At 59.4% G+C, this 21,485-nt stretch carries 20 protein-coding genes; 13 read left to right on the top strand and 7 right to left on the bottom strand.

Going from position 1 to position 21,485, the window contains the following annotated elements:
• The first annotated feature begins 7 nt into the window (after positions 1-7).
• From AB5Y73_RS00115 to rpoS, 4 genes are read left to right on the top strand one after another with little or no spacing between them, the layout of a single operon-like run.
• Positions 8-625, top strand: coding sequence for a protein-L-isoaspartate(D-aspartate) O-methyltransferase (locus AB5Y73_RS00115; RefSeq protein WP_005335507.1), 618 nt, complete (start codon positions 8-10; stop codon positions 623-625).
• Complete coding sequence (locus AB5Y73_RS00110) at positions 622-1,203, top strand: YqaA family protein (RefSeq protein ID WP_021229508.1); 582 nt, start codon at positions 622-624, stop codon at positions 1,201-1,203. Before AB5Y73_RS00115 ends, AB5Y73_RS00110 begins: the two co-directional genes overlap by 4 nt.
• Positions 1,204-1,212: 9 nt before the next feature.
• The gene (locus AB5Y73_RS00105; RefSeq protein ID WP_076492587.1) at positions 1,213-2,283 is read left to right on the top strand and encodes a LysM peptidoglycan-binding domain-containing protein; all 1,071 of its coding nucleotides are present in this window, start codon (positions 1,213-1,215) and stop codon (positions 2,281-2,283) included.
• Positions 2,284-2,328: 45 nt separating this feature from the next.
• Positions 2,329-3,312: an RNA polymerase sigma factor RpoS gene (gene rpoS / locus AB5Y73_RS00100; RefSeq protein WP_005335504.1), complete on the top strand. Its 984-nt coding sequence runs from the start codon at positions 2,329-2,331 to the stop codon at positions 3,310-3,312.
• A 99-nt stretch (positions 3,313-3,411) separates the two neighbouring features.
• Here rpoS and AB5Y73_RS00095 read toward each other — a convergent pair whose 3' ends face one another.
• Positions 3,412-4,449: an alkene reductase gene (locus AB5Y73_RS00095; RefSeq protein WP_279499418.1), complete on the bottom strand. Its 1,038-nt coding sequence runs from the start codon at positions 4,447-4,449 to the stop codon at positions 3,412-3,414.
• 199 nt (positions 4,450-4,648) lie between these two features.
• Here AB5Y73_RS00095 and AB5Y73_RS00090 point away from each other — a divergent pair, with 199 nt between their 5' ends.
• Positions 4,649-5,215, top strand: a complete 567-nt coding sequence (locus AB5Y73_RS00090; RefSeq protein ID WP_005335495.1) for a TetR/AcrR family transcriptional regulator — start codon at positions 4,649-4,651, stop codon at positions 5,213-5,215.
• Positions 5,216-5,275: 60 nt separating this feature from the next.
• Here AB5Y73_RS00090 and AB5Y73_RS00085 read toward each other — a convergent pair whose 3' ends face one another.
• A complete protein-coding gene (locus AB5Y73_RS00085) occupies positions 5,276-6,229 on the bottom strand; it encodes a LysR family transcriptional regulator (protein WP_043821608.1) in 954 nt (317 codons plus the stop codon).
• A 155-nt stretch (positions 6,230-6,384) separates the two neighbouring features.
• Here AB5Y73_RS00085 and aguA point away from each other — a divergent pair, with 155 nt between their 5' ends.
• Positions 6,385-7,482, top strand: a complete 1,098-nt coding sequence (aguA, locus tag AB5Y73_RS00080; protein ID WP_107682692.1) for an agmatine deiminase — start codon at positions 6,385-6,387, stop codon at positions 7,480-7,482.
• A gap of 266 nt (positions 7,483-7,748) precedes the next feature.
• Complete coding sequence (locus AB5Y73_RS00075) at positions 7,749-9,452, top strand: amidase (protein ID WP_118854627.1); 1,704 nt, start codon at positions 7,749-7,751, stop codon at positions 9,450-9,452.
• Between the two features lie 100 nt (positions 9,453-9,552).
• Here the strand turns inward: AB5Y73_RS00075 and AB5Y73_RS00070 are convergent, their stop codons facing one another.
• Positions 9,553-10,155, bottom strand: a complete 603-nt coding sequence (locus tag AB5Y73_RS00070; RefSeq protein ID WP_107682690.1) for a hypothetical protein — start codon at positions 10,153-10,155, stop codon at positions 9,553-9,555.
• Between the two features lie 956 nt (positions 10,156-11,111).
• Here AB5Y73_RS00070 and AB5Y73_RS00065 point away from each other — a divergent pair.
• A complete protein-coding gene (locus AB5Y73_RS00065) occupies positions 11,112-11,876 on the top strand; it encodes a CphA family subclass B2 metallo-beta-lactamase (protein ID WP_118854628.1) in 765 nt (254 codons plus the stop codon).
• 228 nt (positions 11,877-12,104) lie between these two features.
• A complete protein-coding gene (locus AB5Y73_RS00060; RefSeq protein ID WP_118854629.1) occupies positions 12,105-13,376 on the top strand; it encodes a hypothetical protein in 1,272 nt (423 codons plus the stop codon).
• A gap of 82 nt (positions 13,377-13,458) precedes the next feature.
• On the opposite strand, the gene AB5Y73_RS00055 is transcribed toward AB5Y73_RS00060, so the two are convergent.
• The 3 genes from AB5Y73_RS00055 to AB5Y73_RS00045 form a co-directional block, all read right to left on the bottom strand.
• Positions 13,459-14,709, bottom strand: coding sequence for a DEAD/DEAH box helicase (locus AB5Y73_RS00055; protein ID WP_181497097.1), 1,251 nt, complete (start codon positions 14,707-14,709; stop codon positions 13,459-13,461).
• A gap of 97 nt (positions 14,710-14,806) precedes the next feature.
• On the bottom strand, positions 14,807-16,276 hold the full coding sequence (locus AB5Y73_RS00050) for a GGDEF domain-containing protein (protein ID WP_118854631.1): 1,470 nt from the start codon (positions 16,274-16,276) through the stop codon (positions 14,807-14,809).
• Between the two features lie 156 nt (positions 16,277-16,432).
• Positions 16,433-16,897, bottom strand: coding sequence for a hypothetical protein (locus AB5Y73_RS00045; RefSeq protein ID WP_005362752.1), 465 nt, complete (start codon positions 16,895-16,897; stop codon positions 16,433-16,435).
• Between the two features lie 198 nt (positions 16,898-17,095).
• Here AB5Y73_RS00045 and AB5Y73_RS00040 point away from each other — a divergent pair, with 198 nt between their 5' ends.
• On the top strand, positions 17,096-18,004 hold the full coding sequence (locus AB5Y73_RS00040) for an S-adenosyl-l-methionine hydroxide adenosyltransferase family protein (RefSeq protein WP_064335542.1): 909 nt from the start codon (positions 17,096-17,098) through the stop codon (positions 18,002-18,004).
• Positions 18,005-18,080: 76 nt separating this feature from the next.
• On the opposite strand, the gene AB5Y73_RS00035 is transcribed toward AB5Y73_RS00040, so the two are convergent.
• Positions 18,081-18,641, bottom strand: coding sequence for a carbonate dehydratase (locus AB5Y73_RS00035; protein WP_005335471.1), 561 nt, complete (start codon positions 18,639-18,641; stop codon positions 18,081-18,083).
• A gap of 197 nt (positions 18,642-18,838) precedes the next feature.
• Here AB5Y73_RS00035 and AB5Y73_RS00030 point away from each other — a divergent pair, with 197 nt between their 5' ends.
• The 3 genes from AB5Y73_RS00030 to AB5Y73_RS00020 all read left to right on the top strand — a co-directional run bounded on the left by AB5Y73_RS00030 (position 18,839) and on the right by AB5Y73_RS00020 (position 20,883).
• Positions 18,839-19,480 (top strand): ribonuclease, encoded by a 642-nt coding sequence (locus AB5Y73_RS00030; protein WP_107682685.1) that lies wholly within the window; start codon positions 18,839-18,841, stop codon positions 19,478-19,480.
• 72 nt (positions 19,481-19,552) lie between these two features.
• A complete protein-coding gene (locus AB5Y73_RS00025; RefSeq protein WP_107682684.1) occupies positions 19,553-19,840 on the top strand; it encodes a Pathogenicity locus in 288 nt (95 codons plus the stop codon).
• Complete coding sequence (locus tag AB5Y73_RS00020; RefSeq protein ID WP_118854633.1) at positions 19,837-20,883, top strand: nitronate monooxygenase family protein; 1,047 nt, start codon at positions 19,837-19,839, stop codon at positions 20,881-20,883. The genes AB5Y73_RS00025 and AB5Y73_RS00020 overlap by 4 nt, the downstream gene beginning before the upstream one ends.
• The last annotated feature ends 602 nt before the right edge of the window (positions 20,884-21,485 follow it).

Genomic DNA, 21,485 nt, shown 5'->3' with positions numbered 1-21,485 from the left:
GGGTGGTGTGATAGTACAGCGCCTGTTAAATCAGCTCATTGCGCAGGATATTCGCGATTTTCGCGTGCTGGCGACCATCGCGAAAGTGCCGCGCCAGCTGTTCGTGGACGAGGCCATGGCGCACAAGGCGTGGGACAACACCGCCCTGCCCATTGGCCACGGCCAGACCATTTCGCAGCCCTATATGGTGGCGCGAATGACCGAGTTGCTGATGCAAAACAATCCGGCCCATGTGCTGGAGATTGGCACTGGCTCGGGCTACCAGACGGCGATCCTTGCCCATCTGGTGGAGCATGTTTATACCGTGGAGCGGATCAAGTCGCTGCAGTTCCAGGCCAGACGCCGACTGCGCCAGCTCGATCTGCACAATGTCTCGGCCAAGCACGGCAACGGCTGGCTGGGGTGGCCCAACAAGGGGCCTTATGACGCCATTCTGGTGACGGCCGCGGCGAGCGAGATCCCGACGGCACTGACCGATCAGCTGGCCGAAGGGGGTCGACTGGTGTTGCCCGTGGGTGACAGCCAGCAGACCCTGCAACTGATCGAACGATCCGGATCCCAGCTGACCAGCCGTATTCTGGAGCCGGTACGTTTTGTTCCCCTGATTGACGGAGATGTTGAGTGAAGTTGTTTTCCCGTTTGTACGTACTGGTGATGCAGTGGGCTCGCCACAAGCATGCCCCCTGGTATCTCTCCATCACCGCTTTTATCGAGTCGGTATTCTGGCCGATCCCGGTGGATGTGATGCTGGCGCCGATGGCGCTCGCCAAGCCCCACAAGGCGTGGCACTACGCCACGCTGGCCACCCTCTTCTCTGTGCTGGGCGCCCTGTTTGGCTATGCCCTTGGCTATGCCCTGTGGGATCCGGTCGTGCTGCCACTGGTGGAGTCTGTGGGTTATCAGGACAAGATCGAGATTGCTCGCAACTGGTTTGAGCAGTGGGGGATCTGGGTCATCTTTATCGCCAGCTTCACCCCTATCCCCTACAAGGTGTTTACCGTGACGGCAGGGTTGTTGCAAATGGCTCTGCTGCCCTTCATCATCACCTCCCTCATCGGTCGTGGCATGCGCTTTTTCCTGGTTGCGGGCCTGATGCGCTGGGGTGGCGAGAAGATGGAACGCAAACTGATGCACTACGTAGATGTGCTCGGTTGGCTCTGTATTGGTCTGGCCGTGGTGGCCTATTTCTGGTTTAGTCGTTAAGGATCCATTATGCGTTCGCGTATTTGGCAAGGAAGCAGTGTCGTGGTGTTGTCATGGCTGCTGCTTGCCTGCTCCTCCAGTAAAAATGCAGCTCCGGTAGATGGTGTTGATGAGGGGCAGTTTGTCTCGACCATTCCGGCTCGCCAAAGTGGTGCCCAGGTCAGCGCCCCCATTCAGGGCGGCAGCTATGTGGTGAAGCGGGGCGATACCCTCTACTCCATCGCCTTCAACTCCGGCAACGACGTGCCGTCGCTGGCTAGCCTCAACAACATCAGCCCGCCCTACAACATCTATCCGGGGCAGCGACTGCGACTCGATGGTTCCAGCGCCAGTGTTGGCAGCAGCCGCAGTGCCGGTACCTATGAGGTGCGCCGCGGCGATACCCTGAGCAGCATTGGCCGCCAGTTCGGCATGACGCCGCAGGCGCTGGCCCAGAGCAACAACCTGAGCGCCCCCTATGCGCTGCAACCGGGTCAGGTGCTCAATGTCCAGACCGCAGGCGGCGGTTCGACCCAGATGGTGGCTGCGACTCGTCCGGCAACCGTGACGCCGGTGGCCGTTAGCCGTCCGAGCAGCGGTCCGCGTCCGTTGGCCGAGCCGAGTGGATCTGGTCAGACCACGCCGTTCATCTCTCAGAAATCCGTTGCTCCGGCAGCACCGAAGGAATACGCTCAGTCCAAAGAACAAAAAACAAACAACTCCCAGTCGAGACTTGCTTGGCACTGGCCCGCAAAAGGCCGGATCGTTGAGGGGTTCTCTGTTGCAGAACAGGGTAACAAAGGGATCGACATAGCCGGCCAGAAGGGGCAACCCGTCTACGCCGCCAGCAGCGGTAAAGTGGTATACGCTGGCAGTGCTTTAAGGGGGTACGGCAAGCTGATTATCCTCAAGCATGATGATGACTATCTCTCCGCTTACGCACACAACGACGAGTTGCGGGTGAAGGAAGGGGACAGCGTCAAGGGGGGCTCGGTCATTGCCAACATGGGTAGCACGGACGCGCCGGATGTGCGATTGCATTTCGAGATCCGGTACAGAGGCAAGTCGATCAATCCGATGAGCTATTTGCCAAAGCGTTAACCCCAGAGAGACCGTCTTACTCTGGTAACGTCAGGGAGACACACCATGAGCCAAGAACAACTGGTAATGCAGGATGCAGAGTTAGAGTTTGACGCTGAACCCGAATCTCACGAGGTAGAAGAGTTGCAGGAGGTAGCCGCCGAGGCGGACGAGACTATCTCCGATGAGTTGCTGGCACCTGAGCTGAATAAGGTGATGGATGCCACGCAACTCTATCTGGGGGAGATAGGTTTCTCCCCGCTGCTCACAGCCGAAGAGGAAGTCTACTACGCCCGTCGTGCCTTGCGAGGTGACAAAGCCGCCCGCAAGCGCATGATCGAGTCCAACCTGCGGCTGGTGGTGAAAATCGCCCGTCGTTACAACAACCGCGGCCTGGTGCTGCTGGATCTCATTGAAGAGGGCAACCTCGGTCTTATCCGCGCGGTCGAGAAGTTTGACCCCGAGCGCGGCTTCCGTTTCTCTACCTATGCCACCTGGTGGATCCGCCAGACCATAGAGCGGGCCATCATGAACCAGACCCGCACCATCCGTCTGCCCATTCATGTGGTCAAAGAGTTAAACGTTTACCTTCGCACCGCGCGCGAACTCTCTCACCGTCTCGATCATGAACCGACCGCCGAGGATATTGCCTTCGCGCTGGATCGTTCGGTGGATGACGTGAACCGCATGCTCAAACTCAACGAGAAGATCACCTCAGTGGACACCCCCATCGGTGGCGATCGCGACAAGGCGCTGCTGGATGTGCTCTCCGACGAGCGCGGCATGGGGCCTGAGCTGGAGTCACAGGAAGATGATATGCGCAGCAGCATTGTGCACTGGCTGGAGGAGCTCAACCCCAAGCAGCGGGAAGTGCTGGCCCGTCGTTTCGGTCTGCTGGGGTACGAGCCCGCCACCCTTGAGGATGTGGGGGCCGAGATTGGCCTGACCCGCGAGCGGGTACGCCAGATCCAGGTGGAGGGGCTGCGCCGTCTGCGGGAGATCCTGCTGAGCCAGGGGCTCTCCATCGAGGCGTTATTTCGTACCAATTAAGCATCCGCACCAACTGATCAGCGCATCAGCCAGATAGCACGAGGGGAGCAACAGCTCCCCTCGTTTTTTATTGCCTGTGGTCTGGCGATGGCTTCGTGGTTATACCAGCTCGGCCAGCATGGTGTCGGCGTAGGGCACCAGCGCTTCGCCCTTCTTCACCTTGGTGAGGTAGTCCGGGTTGGCGATAAGCGGACGGCCGATGGCCACCAGATCGAAGCGGTTAGCCTCGATGGCCGCAGCGGCGCGCTCGGCGTCGTAGTTGCCCACACCGACCAGATTGCCCTTGTAGTGGGCGCGCAGATAGTCGGAGGCGCGGCCACCCAGATAATCGAAGGTGAGGTTGTCATCAAAGATGCCGAGGTGGATATAGGCCAGCGGGCGATCGTTGAGCTTGCCCAGCAGGTAGTCGAACACGGCGCGATCTTCCGGGCTACCCGTCAGATGGACATAGGCACCCGGGGAGAGACGAATACCTACCCGATCACCATCGATACGGGCGCTGATGGCATCGACCACTTCCAGCGCGAAGCGGCTCATCTTTTCCGGGCTGCCACCGTAGTTGTCGGTGCGCAGGTTGGTGGAGTGGTGCAGGAACTGGTCGATCAGGTAGCCGTTGGCACCGTGGATCTCCACCCCGTCAAAGCCCGCCTCGATAGCGTTGGCAGCGGCCTGGGCGTAATCCAGCACCAGCTGGGCGATTTCCGCCTCGGTCAGGGCACGCGGCACCTGATAGGTCAGCTCGCGCATGCGGGGCACAGTGCCCTCGTGCGCCACGGCAGAGGGGGCCAACACTTCAGCCTGATGGAAGAAGGGGTGGGAGAGGCGACCGACGTGCCACAGCTGGGCGAAGATCTTGCCGCCCTTGGCGTGCACGGCGCTGGTCACTCTCTTCCAGCCATCGATCTGCGCCTGGGTGAAGAGTCCCGGGGTATTGGGGTAGCCCTGCGCGTCGGGGCGGATGATGACGGCCTCTGAAACAATCAGGCCGATGTCAGCGCGGCGGCCGTAATAGGCAGCCATCTGCTCGGTCGGCACCAGACTTGGGCCTGCCATGCAGCGGGTGAGCGGGGCCATCATGAAACGGTTGGCCAGGGTCAGAGTGTCATTGAGTCGATACGGCTGAAACAGGGTATTCATGATAGGTTGTCCTGAACGGGTTATTCTTGAACGTGCATTCAAGACGTTTTTTGCGTCGGGCGCAAGCTTTTTTTGAATGCGCGTTCAAGAAGGTTGGCCCGAGCGGGCGGCTGGGGTAAACTTGCCGCCCTTTCCAGCCACTCTTTATCGGCGGGCCCTGTTGCCCCTTGCCGGTGAACCATTTCCCACGGGAGGAACCATGCGCATAGCCGAGTTTGATCGGGACGAGGTACTGCGAAATGCCATGGAAGCGTTTCGCGCCAAGGGATATGCCAAGACCACCATGCAGGAGCTGGTGGCTGCCACCGGCCTGCACCCGGGCAGTATTTACGGCGCCTTTGGCAACAAGCGCGGCCTGCTGCTGGCGGCGGTGGATCACTATGTCGAGGGTAAACGCACCCTGCGCCGCTCCCTGCTCGACAACCCGAGCCCGCTGGCGGGCCTTGCGGCCTATCTCGACCGGATTGTGGGGGAGGCGCTCTGCGGCTCCTGTCTGGTGACTCGTACCATGATGGAGCTGAGCGAGCAGGATGAGGAGCTGACCCAGCGGGTCAAGGGGATCTATGGCGAGCTGGAGCAGGATCTGGCCGAGTTGCTGACACAGGCGCAGGCCAAGGGCGAGCTGGCCCCGGATAGCAATATCCACACCCTCACTGCCCTGCTGCTGATCAACCTGCAAGGGTTGGTCACCTTCGCCCAGTGCCGCCCCGATCGCCCCCTGCTCGACGACGTGGTTGCCCAGCTGATGCGGGCCCTGCGGGCGTAACGCGATACCGCAGAAACAACAGTGGCTCCCTCGGGAGCCACTGTTGTTTCTGCGGTAGGGTTACCTCGGCCCCACCAGCTCTTTCATCAAATCTTTCAGCCACACCAGTGCGGGTTGCTGGGCATGCACGGGATGCCAGACGCAGTTGAGGTGGTAGTCGGGCACGTCTTCGGGCAGCGGCAGGCTTTTCAGCGGCCAGTGGGTGGCGAGCAGCTCGGCCACCATGCTGGGCAGCACCAAGAGGTGATCGCTCTGGCTGACAATGGCGGCGGCGGACATATAGCTCTGGCTGTTGACCGAGATGGTGCGGCTAAAGCCCTGACTCTTCAGATAGCGGTCGAGGCTCGCCTCCGAGGTGCCCAGCGGCGAGTGGAACACATGGGGCATGGCAATCAGCTGCTGCAAGGTGATGCGCTCCATCCATTGGGAGGGGTCATCCTCGGCCCCGGCGGGGGCCGATTTGGCAATGGGCAGATCGGCGCGCACCAGTCCGGCCAGCGGCTCGGTGAGCCAGGTCTCTTTGCCCAGATACCCCGGCACCTGCATGTACTCGTCAAAGCCCAGCACCAGATCGATCTCGCCGCTCGCCAGCTCGGCTTCGGGCAGGGTGTCGCGCAGGATGCGGATCTCGATGGTGACCCCCGGCGCCAGCCCTCTGAGCCGCTGAATAAGCGGCGGGATCAGCACGCACTCCACGTAATCTGTGGTGCAGAGCACGAAGCGCCGCTTCGACTGGCTCGGCTCGAACTCTTCTTCCTCGGTGAGCTGCTGCTCCAGCAGCCGCAGCGCCTGCTGCACCCCGAGGTGCAGCCGCTGGGCGCGCGGGGTCGGCAGCATCCCCTGCGGGGTGCGCACCAAAAGCGGGTCGCCGAGAAAGGTGCGCAGCCGGTTAAGGGAGTGGCTCATGGCGGGCTGGCTGATAAAGAGCGCCTCGGCGGCGCGGGTGACGCTGCCCTGCGTCATCAGGGCGTCAAACGCGAGCAGCAAATTGAGGTCGAGCTGGTGCAGTTTCATGGGGGGATTATTCGCCGTGTTTATGGGACAATCCATCCTATTCATTTGATGGATGGGGGCGCAACGTCTTACTCTGCGACCCACTCTTATTTTTCCGGGTTCCCGCGCCGCATCGGGCGTAAACGGGGGCCTCAATCCATGCAAGGAGCCTTGCGATGAGCATCAAGACCATTAACTCCACGCCGGCCGCCGACGGCTTCACCATGCCCGCCGAGTGGGCACACCAGCAGGCCGTCTGGATGATCTGGCCGTTTCGCCCGGACAACTGGCGCGTAGCCGGTCGCTTCGCGCAAGAGACCTTCGCCAAGGTGGCCGATGCCATCGGTGGTGCTACCCCGGTCTTTATGGGGGTGCCAGCCCGGTTTATGGAGCAGGCCCGCGCCATCATGCCCGCCCACGTCACTCTGGTTGAAATGAACAGCGATGACTGCTGGGCCCGCGATACCGGCCCCACCATCGTTACCAACGCTGCCGGCGAGTGCCGTGGGGTGGATTGGGGCTTCAACGCCTGGGGCGGACACAAGGGTGGTCTCTACTACCCGTGGAATCAGGATGAGGAAGTGGCAGCCCAGATGCTGACCCAACACGGCATGGCTCGCTACGATGCGCCGCTGATTCTGGAAGGGGGCTCCATCCACGTTGATGGCGAAGGCACCTGCCTGACCACCGCCGAGTGCTTGCTCAACGAAAACCGCAACCCGCACCTGACCAAAGAGCAGATCGAAGCTTACTTACGCGACTATCTGGGCGTCACCAGCTTTATCTGGCTGGACGAAGGCGTCTACATGGACGAAACCGACGGCCACATCGACAACATGTGCTGCTTCGTGCGTCCGGGTGAAGTGGCCCTGCACTGGACTGACGATCAGAACGATCCCCAGTACGCCCGCTCCGTGGCCGCCCTCAAGGTGCTGGAAGCGGCGGTCGATGCCAAGGGGCGCAAACTGAAAGTGTGGAAGCTGCCCCAGCCGGGCCCGCTGTTCTGCACTGAAGAGGAGTCTGCCGGTGTCGAGAGCGGTACCGGTGTGCCGCGCGAGGCAGAAGGCCGTCTGGCCGGTTCCTACGTGAACTTCCTCATCACCAACGATCGCATCGTCTATCCGCTGCTGGATGCCGCCACCGATGGTGAAGCCCAGCACATTCTGGAAGAGATCTTCCCGGAGCACACCGTGATCGGCGTGCCGGCCCGCGAGATCCTGCTGGGCGGTGGCAATATTCACTGCATTACCCAGCAGATCCCTTCCGGCAAATAAGAACCGGATGACGATCCTGCTGCGAAGCCGTGATCAAGGCTCATGTGCTGCTCGGAAGCCTCACGTATGTTTATACGCTCCGGTTCCTGTGCTGCTCTTCACCTTGCTGACGACCTCTCGCGACGGGTCGTAAACCGGTTTACGCCAGCTGAGGTTGGTATTCAAAACCCCACGCCGTGGGGTTTTATCTCTTGATGGTGTGATGGTCGCAGGCGCAGATGCGGCGATCATCATGACAAACAGTCACCCTTTTACAGGAGATCCCCATGATCGAAGTGACCGAGGTTTCCATTGCCGAGCTGCGTGCCGCGCTCGAATCAGGCCGCACTACAGCGGTCGAACTGGTCAAGGCCTATCTGGCCCGGATCGAGGCCTACAACGGCCCCGAGACTGCCACCAAACTCAACGCCGTGGTGGTCGCCAATCCCGATGCGCTGAAAGAGGCCGAGGCTTCTGATGCCCGCCGCGCCCGTGGCGAGACCCTGAGCCCGCTCGACGGCATCCCCTACACCGCCAAAGACAGCTATCTGGTCAAGGGGCTGACCGCCGCTTCCGGCAGCCCGGCCTTCAAGGATCTGGTGGCCCAGCGCGATGCCTTTACCGTGGAGCGCCTGCGCGCCGCCGGTGCCATCTGCCTTGGCAAAACCAATATGCCGCCGATGGCCAATGGCGGCATGCAGCGCGGCGTCTATGGCCGTGCCGAGAGCCCCTACAACGCCGACTACCTGACCGCACCGTTTGCCTCCGGCTCCTCCAACGGGGCCGGTACCGCCACCGCTGCCAGCTTCTCCGCCTTTGGTCTGGCGGAAGAGACCTGGTCGAGCGGCCGTGGCCCGGCCTCCAACAACGGTCTGTGTGCCTACACCCCGTCCCGTGGCGTCATCTCGGTGCGTGGCAACTGGCCGCTGACCCCGACCATGGATGTGGTGGTGCCCTATGCCCGCACCATGAACGACCTCTTGGAAGTACTGGATGTGGTGGTCGCCGACGATGCCGACACCCGTGGCGATCTCTGGCGCCTGCAACCCTGGGTGCAGCTGCCCAAGGCCTCCGAGGTGCGTCCGGCTTCCTATCTGGATCTGGCTGCCAAGGCCGATGCCCTCAAGGGCAAGCGCCTCGGCGTGCCGCGCATGTTTATCAACAAGGATGAACTGGCCGGCACCAGCGAAAACCCCGGCATCGGCGGCCCGACCGGTCAGCGCATCCATACCCGCGAGACCGTGATTGCCCTCTGGGAAGATGCGCGCAAGGCGCTGGAAGCCGCGGGCGCGGAAGTCATCGAAGTGGACTTCCCGCTGGTCTCCAACTGCGAAGGGGACCGACCCGGCGCGCCGACCGTGTTCAATCGCGGCATCGTGAGCCCGGAGTTTCTCAACGACGAGCTGTGGGAGCTCTCCGGCTGGGCGTTCGACGACTTCCTGCGCGCCAACGGCGATCCCAAGCTCAACAAGCTGGCTGATGTCGATGGGCCGAAGATCTTCCCCCACGACCCGGGCACCCTGCCGAACCGCGAGGGCGATCTGGCGGCGGGCATGGACGAGTACGTCAATATGGCCAAGCGTGGCCTGAAATCCTGGGACGAGATCGCCACAGTGCCGGACGGCCTGCGCGGTCTGGAAAAGACCCGCAAGCTGGATCTGGAGGACTGGATGGACGGGCTCAAGCTCGACGCCGTGCTGTTCCCCACCGTCGCCGACGTCGCCCCGGCTGATGCGGATGTGAATCCGGCCTCCGCCGATATCGCCTGGAGCAATGGCATCTGGGTTGCCAACGGCAACCTCGCTATCCGTCACCTCGGCGTGCCGACCGTCACCGTCCCCATGGGCGTGATGGCCGATATCGGTATGCCGGTGGGCCTGACCTTCGCCGGTCGCGCCTATGACGACAACAACCTGCTGCGCTTCGCCTCGGCCTTTGAGTCCACCGGCAGCAAGCGCAAGGTGCCGCCGCGGACACCGCCGTTGGTTTGATTGCGGTTGTGAGTTAAATCTCTCGGAGTCATTCTGAGAGAATAAAAAAACCACCCTTTATGCGGGTGGTTTTTATTATTTGACGGTTAGCTAAATTACCTTAGTATCTTGATTTCATTATTTTTTTGAATTTATCACCAGTGATAGTGGATGAAATATAAGAAATATGAAGTAACTCTTTGAAGGCTTTTTGTTTTGGTGCTTCTGGTTCAAAGACAAATGCTTCCATATTCGCGTGGCGAATTAGCTCCTCACGTTTTATCCGCATGGCTTCAGGATTATCTATATTCTCATATATGTTATCGATTAATTTAACTTGGATTTGTCGTGCTTTTTCTAAAAGTGATTCATCAAAAACAGCTTTGGATTCAGCCCTTGCTAACTCAGCAGAAACCACTCTGATATAGAAATTGTTAATTAATTCTATGTCGTCATCATCAAAATATTTTATTAGTCTTCCCTTAAATTTTTCCCAGTTATTTTCGCCAATAATTGGTTTGGTTAAATTGTTAACAACCAACTCTTGTTGTGGTTGTTGACTTAAATCATTAATTCTTCTTTCTGCATCTTTAATTTGTAAAAATACTATTGTAGCGGCATCTTTATCTGTTTGCTTTTGCTGGAGGCGGTAAACAATCCATGCAATCCCACCAACAAGTATTGTTGCTATTGAGCTAAATAAATCGGAGTTTAGGAAGTCCATGTTTTCTCCTTGGATATAATCATTTGATTTCACGGAATTTTTCAATGTTGAATCATATTATACCCTTATATAATTTTCCTCTAAAGCCTTTTGGTGAGTCATAAATTAGAAAGGGGAGGGCCGTAGGTTCGAATAGCGAAGCGTATTCGGACGATCGCGAAAGTAAGGACGTTGAGGTGACGCTGATGTTCAGGGTTTCCTGCTTCTTTTACTATCAGGCTATTCGCGGTAAACGGACGATTACGCTGCGCTAATCGTCCCTACATGATGTGGCATATTGTTACCTCCCCCTCATCCCCAGCCCTTCTCCCGCAAGGGGAGAAGGGAGCAAAACGGTTCAGCTGACTGTGCTTTACGTGCGAGGTACGGATGTGAGTTTGGAATTGGCACGGGCCATCCCCTCTCCCTTGGGAGAGGGTTAGGGCCGTAGGTTCGAATAGCGAAGCGTATTCGGACGATCGCGAAAGTAAGGGCGTTGAGGTGACGCTGATGTTCAGGGTTTCCTGCTTCTCTTGCTATCAGGCTATTCGCGGTAAACGGACGATTACGCTACGCTAATCGACCCTACATGATGTGGCATATTGTTACCTCCCCCTCATCCCCAGCCCTTCTCCCGCAAGGGGAGAAGGGGGCGAAATTGATTCTGCTGGCTGTGTTTTGGCTCTGTGGTGTGGGTGAATATGTGTGGCTTGGAATTGGCACGGGCCATCCCCTCACCCTCGGGAGAGGGTTAGGGTGAGGCGTTGCTATCTGTGTTGCAGGTTCAAATAGCGAAGCGTATTCGGGCGATCGCGACAGGAGGTCGCTGCTGATTGCTCCGGACTTTACCCTGACTTCACCTTCTCTTCACACAACCTCATTTTCCCCTCACAAATCCCCCGTATCTTCTGCCCACTGCTTAAAAGGCCCGGCTTGCCACAGGGGTGGCGAGGGGGCGGTTGGTTCGAGGGAGCAAGATGATGAAAGGTTGGATGAAGTGCACATTGGCCGGGGCTGTGGTGCTGATGGCGAGTTTCTGGGGTGGCAGCGTGCGGGCGGCTGGGATCGAGCTCAAGCAGGTGAGCGGCCCTGTCTATGTGGTCGAGGACAACTACTACGTCAAAGAGAACTCCATGGTCTATTTCGGGGCCAAGGGGGTGACTGTGGTGGGGGCGACCTGGACGCCGGATACCGCCCGCGAGTTGCATAAGCTCATTAAACGGGTCAGCAGCAAGCCGGTGCTGGAGGTGATCAACACCAACTACCACACCGACCGGGCGGGCGGTAACGCCTACTGGAAGTCCATCGGGGTCAAGGTGGTGGCGACGCGCCAGACCCGGGATCTGATGAAGAGCGACTGGGCCGAGATTGTCGCCTTTACCCGCAAGGGGCTGCCGGAGTATCCGGATCTGCCGCTGGTGCTGCCCAACGTGGTGCACGATGGCGACTTCACGCTGCAAGAGGGCAAGCTGCGCGCCTTCTATGCGGGCCCGGCCCACACGCCGGACGGCATCTTTGTCTACTTCCCCGATGAGCAGGTGCTCTATGGCAACTGCATCCTCAAGGAGAAGCTGGGCAACCTGAGCTTTGCCAATGTGAAGGCCTATCCGCAGACCATCGAGCGGCTCAAAGCGATGAAGCTGCCGATCAAGACGGTGATCGGCGGCCACGACTCACCGCTGCACGGCCCCGAGCTGATTGATCACTATGAAGAGCTGATCAAGGCGGTGCCGCAGTCATAACCGCTGCGTGGCAGAGAGCCTGCAAGCCGTGCCATCGCTGCAATCAGCAGCCATAACGGCACACCACAAAACGCCCGCTTTCAGGAAATAAGCGGGGGTTTTGCTGTTGCGGCTTTTCTGCGGCCACTTATTGCGGGCGTTGGCACTGCGAGATTAAGGCTGTTCAAGGGAGGGAGGCTTTCATAAGATGGCCCTCTCTCTTTTCCCTGAAAGTTATCCATTTTCGTTATGCAATACGCCTCTCTCGCCCGCCTCAAACAGGCCTTTATCACCGGAATGTGGGCCTCGCTGGTCAGCATCGTTATCGGCTTCGCCTTCAAGGTGTGGCTGGCGCAGTGGGTCGCCAAGGGGGAGCTGGCGCTGTTCAACAGCGTGGTGGATTTGATTTCCCTCTCCTTTATCCTGATGACAGGTTTTCGCTCTTCCATGGTGGTGAGTTACTCCCAGACCAAGAACGATCGGGACATCATCAATATCTTTCGCTACTTCCTCATCGGCATCGTGCTGCTCACCTGGGGGGCGGTGATCCCCTATATCAAGCACGGGCTCCATATCCGGGTGGAGTATCTGCAACTGGTGGGGGTCATCTTCGGGCTGGGGCTCAAGGTCTACTTCACCAATCTGGTCGCCATGTACCGGATGTATGCGCTCTCCAACCGGGTCACCTGGCTGGAGCCGCTGGCCAACGGTCTGCTGTTTATGACCTGCTACTTTGGACTCGGGATGGATGCGCTCGCTTCGCTCTTCTACGGGCTGACCTTCTCGTCGCTCGCTATCGCCGGTTATATGTATGTTTCGCGGCGCCGGGCCATCGCCACCAAGCCGCTGGCCAAGGTGGCGCTCGGCCCCGAGATGGTGAGCTATGTGAAGAAGAGCTTTACCGCCTCGCTGGAGGCGGGGGCCAGCATCCTGATGATTTACATCACTGTGCTGCTCACCATCCGCCACTTCAGCATCGACGAGCTGGGGGATTTTCAGGTGGTGGTTCGCCCCATCTTCACCTATATGACAACCCTGTTTGTCTTCCCCATCTACCGCTTTGTGCTGCCGGAGCTGGCGGTCAATCTGCGCAACGGCGATCACCGCCAGATAAGGCTGATCCGGCGCTGGATCTTCCGTCTCTCCGCCATCGTCAGTCTGGCCTTCTTTGGCTTGATGTTGCTGGCGGGCAAGCCGCTGGTGTTGCTGTTCTTCCCCGCCGACTACGTGGGTGCGGTGCCTGTGCTGTTCCACTTCTCCATCTTCTTTATCTTTATGATGCTCAACGGCTATCAGCTCGCCTATATCAAGGCTCACGGCCACTTTACCCAGAGTTTGTTGATCCGGCTGGCGGGCATAGTGGCACTGGTCGCCGCCTACTATCTGGTGGCCGAATTCACCGCCAACGTGGTGGCGATTATCGTGGCGCTGGGGCTCGGTTATATGGTGATGTTTATCCTCTCGACCCTGGCTGAGCGGCAGATCTTGCGATCCCTGCCACTGGTGCTGGCGACCCGTTAGGGTGTGACTCGCCAAGAGCTGGCTTTGGTCAGATAACAAAAAACGCCCATGCGGGCGTTTTTTGTTGGCGGCGCAGGGCGGTTTAACGCTTGCCCTTGCCACCCTTGTTGCCAGCGAGGGCCTGCTTTCTGGCGCGCTGCTTCTGGGCCGCCTTGCTGTTGCGGCGCGGCTCGGGCTCGAAGCGGGTGAGATCCGGCTCAAAGCCCGGGAACCACTGCTGGGGCAAGCGGGTGTCGAGTACCGCTTCCACCTTCTCCAGCAGGGGCGCATCTTCCGGGCTGAACAGGGTAATGGCGAGCCCTTTGTTGCCGGCACGGCCGGTGCGCCCGATACGGTGGACGTAATCCTCGGCCACGAACGGGAACTCAAGGTTAATCACGTAGTTGAGATCCGTGATATCGAGGCCGCGGGCCGCCACGTCGGTGGCGACCAGCGCTTGCAGGGTGCCGGCGCGAAACTCCAGTAGCACTTTTTCCCGTGCGCTTTGCGACAGATCGCCGTGGAAGGCCAGCGCATTGATACCCGCTTTGCCAAGCTGCTGGGCCAGCTTGTCAGCCCCTTGGCGGGTGCGGCTGAAGATGAGTGCCGGTGCCCACCCTTTCACTTTCAGCATGTGTTCGACCAGCGCCAGCTTGCGATCGCTGTCCACCGTGTAGACCCGCTGCTCCACCTCGGCCGCCGTGGTGTTGCGCGGTGCCACTTCAATCAGCTCGGGGTCGCGCAGCAGCACCTTGCAGAGGGCAAACAGGTTGTCGTCGCAGGTGGCGGAGAAGAGCAGTGTCTGGCGATCCGCCGGGATCTGTTTGAGCAGCGCCTTGATCTCGTCCATAAAGCCCATGTCGAGCATCCGATCCGCCTCGTCAAACACCAGATGGCGCAGGCTATCCAGGCTCAATGCCCCCTGACGCAGATGGTCGAGCAGGCGGCCCGGGGTGGCGATCAGGATATCCACCCCGACTTGAAGCGCCGCTACCTGCGCCGCGATACTCACCCCGCCGTAGACCTGGGTGCTGGTGAGACCGGTGCCCTGACCGTAGCGCGCCACGCTCTCGGCGACCTGCACCGCCAGCTCGCGGGTCGGCACCAGCACCAGCGCGCGGATCGGGCGTTGGGACTCCATTTGCGGCTGCGCCAGCAACTGCTCCAGCAGCGGCAGCACAAAGGCGGCGGTTTTGCCGGTGCCGGTCTGGGCGCCTGCCATCAGATCCCGCCCCGCCAGAATGACCGGGATGGCGCGAGCTTGAATGGGGGTCGGTGCGGCATAGCCGAGCTCGGTCAGGGTCTGCTGCAAGCGGGGGGAGAGGGCCAGTTCGGCAAAGGAGGCTGTGGACATAGGGGCACCAGTCGGGGTTATCGCGGCCTGCGGCCACGATGCAATGAGTGATCGTGGCCGCGATGGTAACAGAAGCAGGGGGAGCGGCAGAAGGCGGCTATGGCTCTGCGTCGTCCGGCAACGGGCGGATCAGCCGGATCTTTTTGCCCTCGTAGCAGGCGATGTTGTGCTTGCCGTGCTGTTTGACGTGGTAGAGCAGCTCGTCGGCGAGATGCACCGCCTCGGTGACGGTGAGGTAGTCGCGAATGCGGATCACCCCGGCGGAGAAGGTGATGGGGGGGGGCAGCTCGGGGATCCCCAACGGCCGATCCAGCAGGCGGCCAGCGGAGTGGATCATCATCTCGTCATCCTCCATCCCCTTGAACAGCACGATAAACTCCTCGCCGCCCCAACGGATGGCGCTGTCCACCTTGCGGATATTACTTCTGAGGTGGCGGGCAAAGGCGACCAGTGCCAGATCCCCTACGCCATGGCCATAGGTGTCGTTGATCGACTTGAAGTTGTCGATATCGAGGATCATCAGGTAGTCGTGCTCATGGAGCAGACTCTGGCAGAGCACATCCCTGCGTGGCAGCCGGGTCAGGTGGTCGGTGTGCGCCAGGGTGCGCAGCCGCAAGTAGATCTGCTTCCAGGCCACTATGCCCAGCAACAGCACGATGAGATAGACCTTGAAGGCCGCACTTTGCAGGGCCAGCTTGACGAAATCAAACCAGCTGTAGGACCACTTCAGATAGAGATCATCCCCCGCCTTGGTGCGCATAAAGGGTTTGCTCAGGCAGAGATGCCTCGGGCGGCAGGGCTCGGCGGCTTCAAACGATATGTTGGTGCGGGTCGGATTGATGGTATCGAAGGGTCGCAGCACATCGTTAAATGCTTCATCGACGGCGATGTCGATACCGAGCAGTCCGTATTTGTAACCGCCGCGCCCCGACTGATGGATGAAGGGGAAGTACATCACTATGGTGTTGCGCATGCTGAAGCTGTCGATTTCGATATCGGAGACAAAGGCCTCATCGGCGCTGCACAAGGCGCGGCCGGGGGCAAAGCTGGCGCAACCGAAGTAGTGATACCAGGCGGGCAGGGTCATCAGATCCACCTTGATCGGCGCCAGTCTGGTGGGCAGCACATTGTTGTCGGCCACCATGCCGATCAGCCGGTAGTCATTCCAGATGGTGTAGATATTGATCACCTCCGGGTAGGAGAGGGCATAGCGGAAGGTGTTGAGGATGTTGGCGGCCGGGTATTGCAGCGGAATATCGGCAAAGCGGTATTTGCTTTTGAGGTCATATCCGTAGAGATAGTCGCTGCCGACGCTATTCGGGGGCGGTGGCTGATCGAGCAGATGGTGTTGTGCCAGATAGCTGGTGATGTTCTCCACCTTGAGGATCTTGGCTCGCTGGTAGAAGACCTCGAACACGTTCTTCTGTCTGGCGGTGATGAGATCCATGTCGTGCTGGATAGTGAGATAGGTGTAGTAGAAGACAGTGCCCAGTCCGGTCAGGGCGAGCAGGGCCAATCCGGCCACTTTGACGATGAACTGGCGAGCAAACGCCGGTGGCCAGCGCAAGGCTGGGGGGTTACCTGAAAATAAGGTCATAGGTGTCTGGTTAGAGTACCGATAGGGGCGCGGGCGCCATACGGGCAAAGTATACGCGAATGAAATCCCGACAGGATCCACCGACAAACCTTGCCTGAAGCTGAAGACCTCACCACTTATTTATCCCTACTCCACGATCAGCACGCTCTCGCTGGCCAGATGGTGCAGCCACTCCCTGACGATCAGCAGCACGGCGGCAAAGTGCTCGTCGCGGGGCAGCAAGCTGGCGGCGAGGGGATCCCCTTCCGCCATGGCGGCCAGCTGGCCAAAGGCTTGCTCCACCAGATCCCGGTCGAGCTGGTTGTCCCCCAGCGCTTCGGCTAGTGATGGCTGGCTGCGCAGGGTCAGCTGCAAGCCGGGCGGGATCTGCGGGGCGATGCGCATCAACTCATCCTCCACCACCATGATGGCCCGCTCCAGTTCGAGCGGGGTGGGCGGCGCGTGGCGAAACGGCCCGGGCTGGATGGCGTGGGTGCCAAAGGCCAGCGGGTAGTGTGACGGGGCCGCATCTGGCTGGCTCAGCCAGAGCTGACTGCTCTGTTCACCAATCTCCAGCAGCAGGGTCATCATCTCCGGTACGGGTTGTGTCATGGTGCTTAGCTCCTGTATTGTAAACGTTTTCCCATTCTGCCTTTGATACCCCCGCTGTCGCCGTTTGGCGAGCACAATTTCTGCGAGTCGTCCCTCACTTTGTTGCAAATCCCTTGCAAAAAAATCCATTGGTGGCAGTCTGGATGTCTAAATGGCTGTTGCCGTTTCGTTATCCTCAGATGATTCAGGAGTTCAGATATGGATATTCGCACCGCTCCCCGCGCCATCGCGCTCGCCCTCATGCTGGCTAGTGGCATCGCCGTCGCCAACGAAGCGCTGGTGATCCAGACCGACTTTGGTCTCAAAGATGGCGCCGTGTCGGCCATGAAGGGGGTTGCCTTCGGGGTGGATCGTACCCTGCCGCTCTATGACCTGACCCACGAGATCCCGGCTTACAACATCTGGGAAGCCTCCTACCGCCTCTACCAGACCCTGCAGTATTGGCCCAAGGGCACAGTGTTTGTCAGCGTGGTGGATCCCGGTGTCGGCACCGAGCGCAAGTCTGTGGTGCTCAAGACCAGGAGCGGCCACTACATCGTGACTCCGGACAACGGCACCCTGACCCTGGTGGCCGAGCACTTCGGCATCGAGGCGGTGCGCCAGATTGACGAGAAACTCAATCGCCTCAAGGGCTCCGAGAAGTCCTACACCTTCCACGGCCGCGATGTGTACGCCTATACTGGCGCGCGGCTCGCTTCCGGCGCCATCAGCTACGAGCAGGTCGGCCCGCTGCTGCCCGCCGAAGTGGTTAAGATCCCCTATCAGCCTGCAGTAGCCGAGAAAGATGGCACCCTCAAGGGCACCATCCCGATCCTCGATGTGCAGTACGGCAACGTCTGGACCAATATCGACGATGCCCTGCTGACCAAGGCGGGGATCAACAAGGGGGATAATGCCTGCATCAAGATCCGCGAAGGGGATGTGGTCAAATATGACGGCAAGGCCCCTTACGTCAGCAGCTTCGGCGATGTGCCGGAAGGTCAGCCGCTGGTCTACCTCAACAGTCTGCTGCAGGTCTCGGTGGCGCTGAACATGGACAGCTTCGCTGCCAAGCATCAGGTGCAATCCGGTGCCAACTGGCATATCAGCCTGAAGAAGTGCTCCTGACCCGCACATATATAAGTAGAAATAGAAACAGCAACGGGCGCCTCGGCGCCCGTTTTATTCTCTGGTAATGAAGGGATCAGAACTCGTTGGAGAGCGCTTTGTACCCTTTGACCAGATCGATGTTGGTGTGAGCCACGTCTTCGGAGAACTCGGCGGCATCGACCGAGACCCGCGGGATATGGGTCAGATCGCTCTGCTGGTTGATGCGGGTGGTGGAGGGGACGTAGAACTCAGGCGGCAGATCGCAGCCATCAATCACCGAGTTGTGACGCACCACGGCACCGTCACCGATATGGCAGTTGAACAGCACGCTGTTGAAGCCGATAAAGACCCGGTTTCCCACTTCGCACGGTCCGTGGACGATGGAGCGGTGGGCGATGGAGGTGTACTCGCCGATGGTGACGGCGGCGCCGGATTTGGAGTGGATCACCACGCCATCCTGGATATTGGAGTTGGCGCCGATGACGATGGGTTCCATATCTCCACTCTCATCCACCTCGTCGGCACGGATCACTGCATAGGGGCCGACAAAGACATTCTCTTTGATGATCACCTTGCCGCAGATGATGGCGGTCTTGTCGATATAGGCGGATTCGTCGATGACAGGCAGATGGCCGGAGGGATTCTTGCGGATCATGTTACATCCTGTGGTTGCTTGAAATGATGCGGTGGCGCACCCGGCGCCAGGATGCCAGCTTACGCCTCGTTATTATCCGGTGAAACCCCGAAGTGGTCTGACCCTTGTCGCAAGCCTTGGCGGGAGCACTGTTTCCGCGCGCTGGAATATGGGAGCATTGCAGCCATTCCCGAGTTGGTTGAAATGGACATATATAGATGAAGAAGATGATTGCCCTGTTGGCGGGTGGTTTGTTGCTCTCCTCGGCCGTGCAGGCCAAAGGGAAGGCGGGGGAGTTTGACTATTACGCCATGGCGCTCTCCTGGTCGCCCGAGCATTGCGCCGTCAAACCTGCGGATCGGGACCAGTGTTCCCGCAAGCTGGGCTTTGTGCTGCATGGTCTCTGGCCCCAGTACGATCGCGGTTACCCCAGCAACTGCACTCGCGAACGGCTCGATCCCGATATGGAGAGCGAGTTTGCCGACCTCTACCCCAGCCGTTTCCTCTATCGCCATGAGTGGGAGAAGCACGGTACCTGCTCCGGCTTGAGCCAGCAGGCCTTCCATCAGCTGGCGAGCGATTTGCGCCAGAAGGTGAAGATCCCGGCGGCTTATCAATCCCCGGAAGAGCCGCTGCGCAAAACCAGTTTCCAGCTCAAGGCCGATCTGGCGAGCGCCAACCAGTGGCTGGCTCCCGACAACATCACGGTGGCTTGCGCCGATGGTGGCCGCTTCCTACGGGAGATCTACATCTGCGTCAATAAAGAGGGGACGGATGCGGTCACCTGCTCCGCCGAGATGCAAAAGCGCGAGCGCCGCTCCTGCGGTCAGCCGGACTTCCTGCTGCGCAGCGTGCGTTAAGCCTCCACTCTCTTCATCGGGCCCCTTGCAGGCCTGATGTTTAACCACGGTTATCGGAAAGGAGTCTGACAGATGGATGGCAACAACCGGTTTAGCCCACAAGAGCGGGCCCTGCTGCTCGGGGTGAAAGGGGTAGGGCCGAGCGTTATCGGGCGGCTTGAACAGCTGGGCTACCATACCTTGGCCGGATTGGCCGGATTGGCCGAGGCCGACACCACCCATATCGTCCAGATGGTGGCCAGCATGCTGGGCTCGACCTGTTGGCAGAACAGCCCGCAGGCCCGCAGTGCCATCGACGGCGCCATTGCGCTGGCCCGCGCGCATCTGGTGGCGGACGCTGCAAAAGGGGTGAATGGATGAGCCTCTTTAGCGAACTTGGGATGCGTTATCCCATTATTCAGGCACCGATGGCCGGTGTGCAGGGTAGCGAGCTGGCGCTTGCCGTGACCCGTGCGGGCGGCTTGGGCTCCTTGCCTGCCGCCATGCTCACATCAGCGGAGCTGCGCAGCGAACTGGGACGACTTACCCAAAGCGGCCTTGGGCCATTTAACATCAACTTCTTCTGCTATCGGCAACGGGAACCTGATCCCGTTGCTCTGGCCAGCTGGCAGCAGCGCCTTGCTCCCTACTATGCCGAGTTCGGCATACTTCCCCCAGCGGTCACGATGGCGCCAAGCCGTGCACCTTTCAATGAGGAGCATGCCGCCATGGTGACCGAGTTCAGACCTGCGGTGGTCAGCTTCCACTTCGGTTTGCCCGCGCCCGAGCTGCTTGTCCAAGTGAAAGCTGCGGGGGCCAAGGTATTTGCCAGTGCCACCACGGTGGCGGAGGCCGTATGGCTCGCTCAACACGGCGCCGATGCCATCATCGCTCAGGGATTGGAGGCGGGCGGTCATCGCGGTCATTTCCTCTCCGATGATATCGCCTTGCAGCAGAGCACCTTGACCCTGCTGGCGCAGATCCTCGCGGTGACCGATCTGCCGGTGATTGCCGCTGGCGGTATCGTCGATGGCAAGGGGATCGCCAACGCGCTGGCAATGGGGGCGAGCGCCGTGCAGATGGGCACCGCCTTTCTCTGCTGCCATGAAGCGACCACCTCGGCGCTGCATCGCGCTGTCCTCCACTCGCCCCAAGGCCAGCAGACGGCACTGACCAATCTGTTCAGTGGCCGTCCGGCGCGGGGTATCGTCAACCGTCTGATGCGTGAGCTGGGCCCGCTCTCGGATCTTGCCCCTCACTTCCCCTATGCCAGTGGCGCACTGGCACAGCTGCGTGCCGCCGCCGAGAAGGCGGGGGACAGTGGCTTCTCTCCGCTCTGGGCTGGCCAGAATGTATCGGGTTGCAGGGATCTTCCTGCCAGCGAGCTGATAGCGTGCTGGGTCAAAGAGGCTGGATTGGGATAAGCACTGCTATATACGCCTCTTTATATAGAAGCGGCCGTTGGTGCAGTGCGTCGGACGCGACGGTGCTGCGATGATGGATGAGTGCCTGTTCCCTTGTGAGGCGCTTATCCGGAGACAAAACCCCGCATTTTACCCTTGCCTGTGGATAAGTCTGTATAAAGGCTGTGTGCTGATATGAATAACTAATAAATTGCACTTTTTTGCAATTTTATTGCGGCAAAAGCTTGCCAATGTGAGCTGGATCTCTATAATGCGCCTCCATCGACAGGGCAAGCGGCAACGCAAACAACCTCGTCGGTAACCTCGAAAAGCATTTGAAAATAAGGCTTGACTCGAGAAGGCGGTTGAGTAGAATTCCACTCCCGCAGCAACACACTGTTGCATCGCTCTTTAACAATTTGAATCAAGCAATCTGTGTGGGCACTCACAGCATCGAACATCAAAAACAATTTTTGATTTTCAATGTCTGATGAAGTGACCAAAGCAACTTTTAGTTGCAGCAGTTAATTCAGCAATTCATTGAGCCGCTTTTCGAAGCAACCAAACTTAAATTGAAGAGTTTGATCATGGCTCAGATTGAACGCTGGCGGCAGGCCTAACAC

Source organism: Aeromonas sp. s7(2024) (assembly GCF_040907825.1).
In the GTDB taxonomy this organism is placed as follows: Bacteria; Pseudomonadota; Gammaproteobacteria; order Enterobacterales; family Aeromonadaceae; genus Aeromonas; species Aeromonas veronii.
This window is presented reverse-complemented; position numbering and strand designations above follow the sequence as displayed.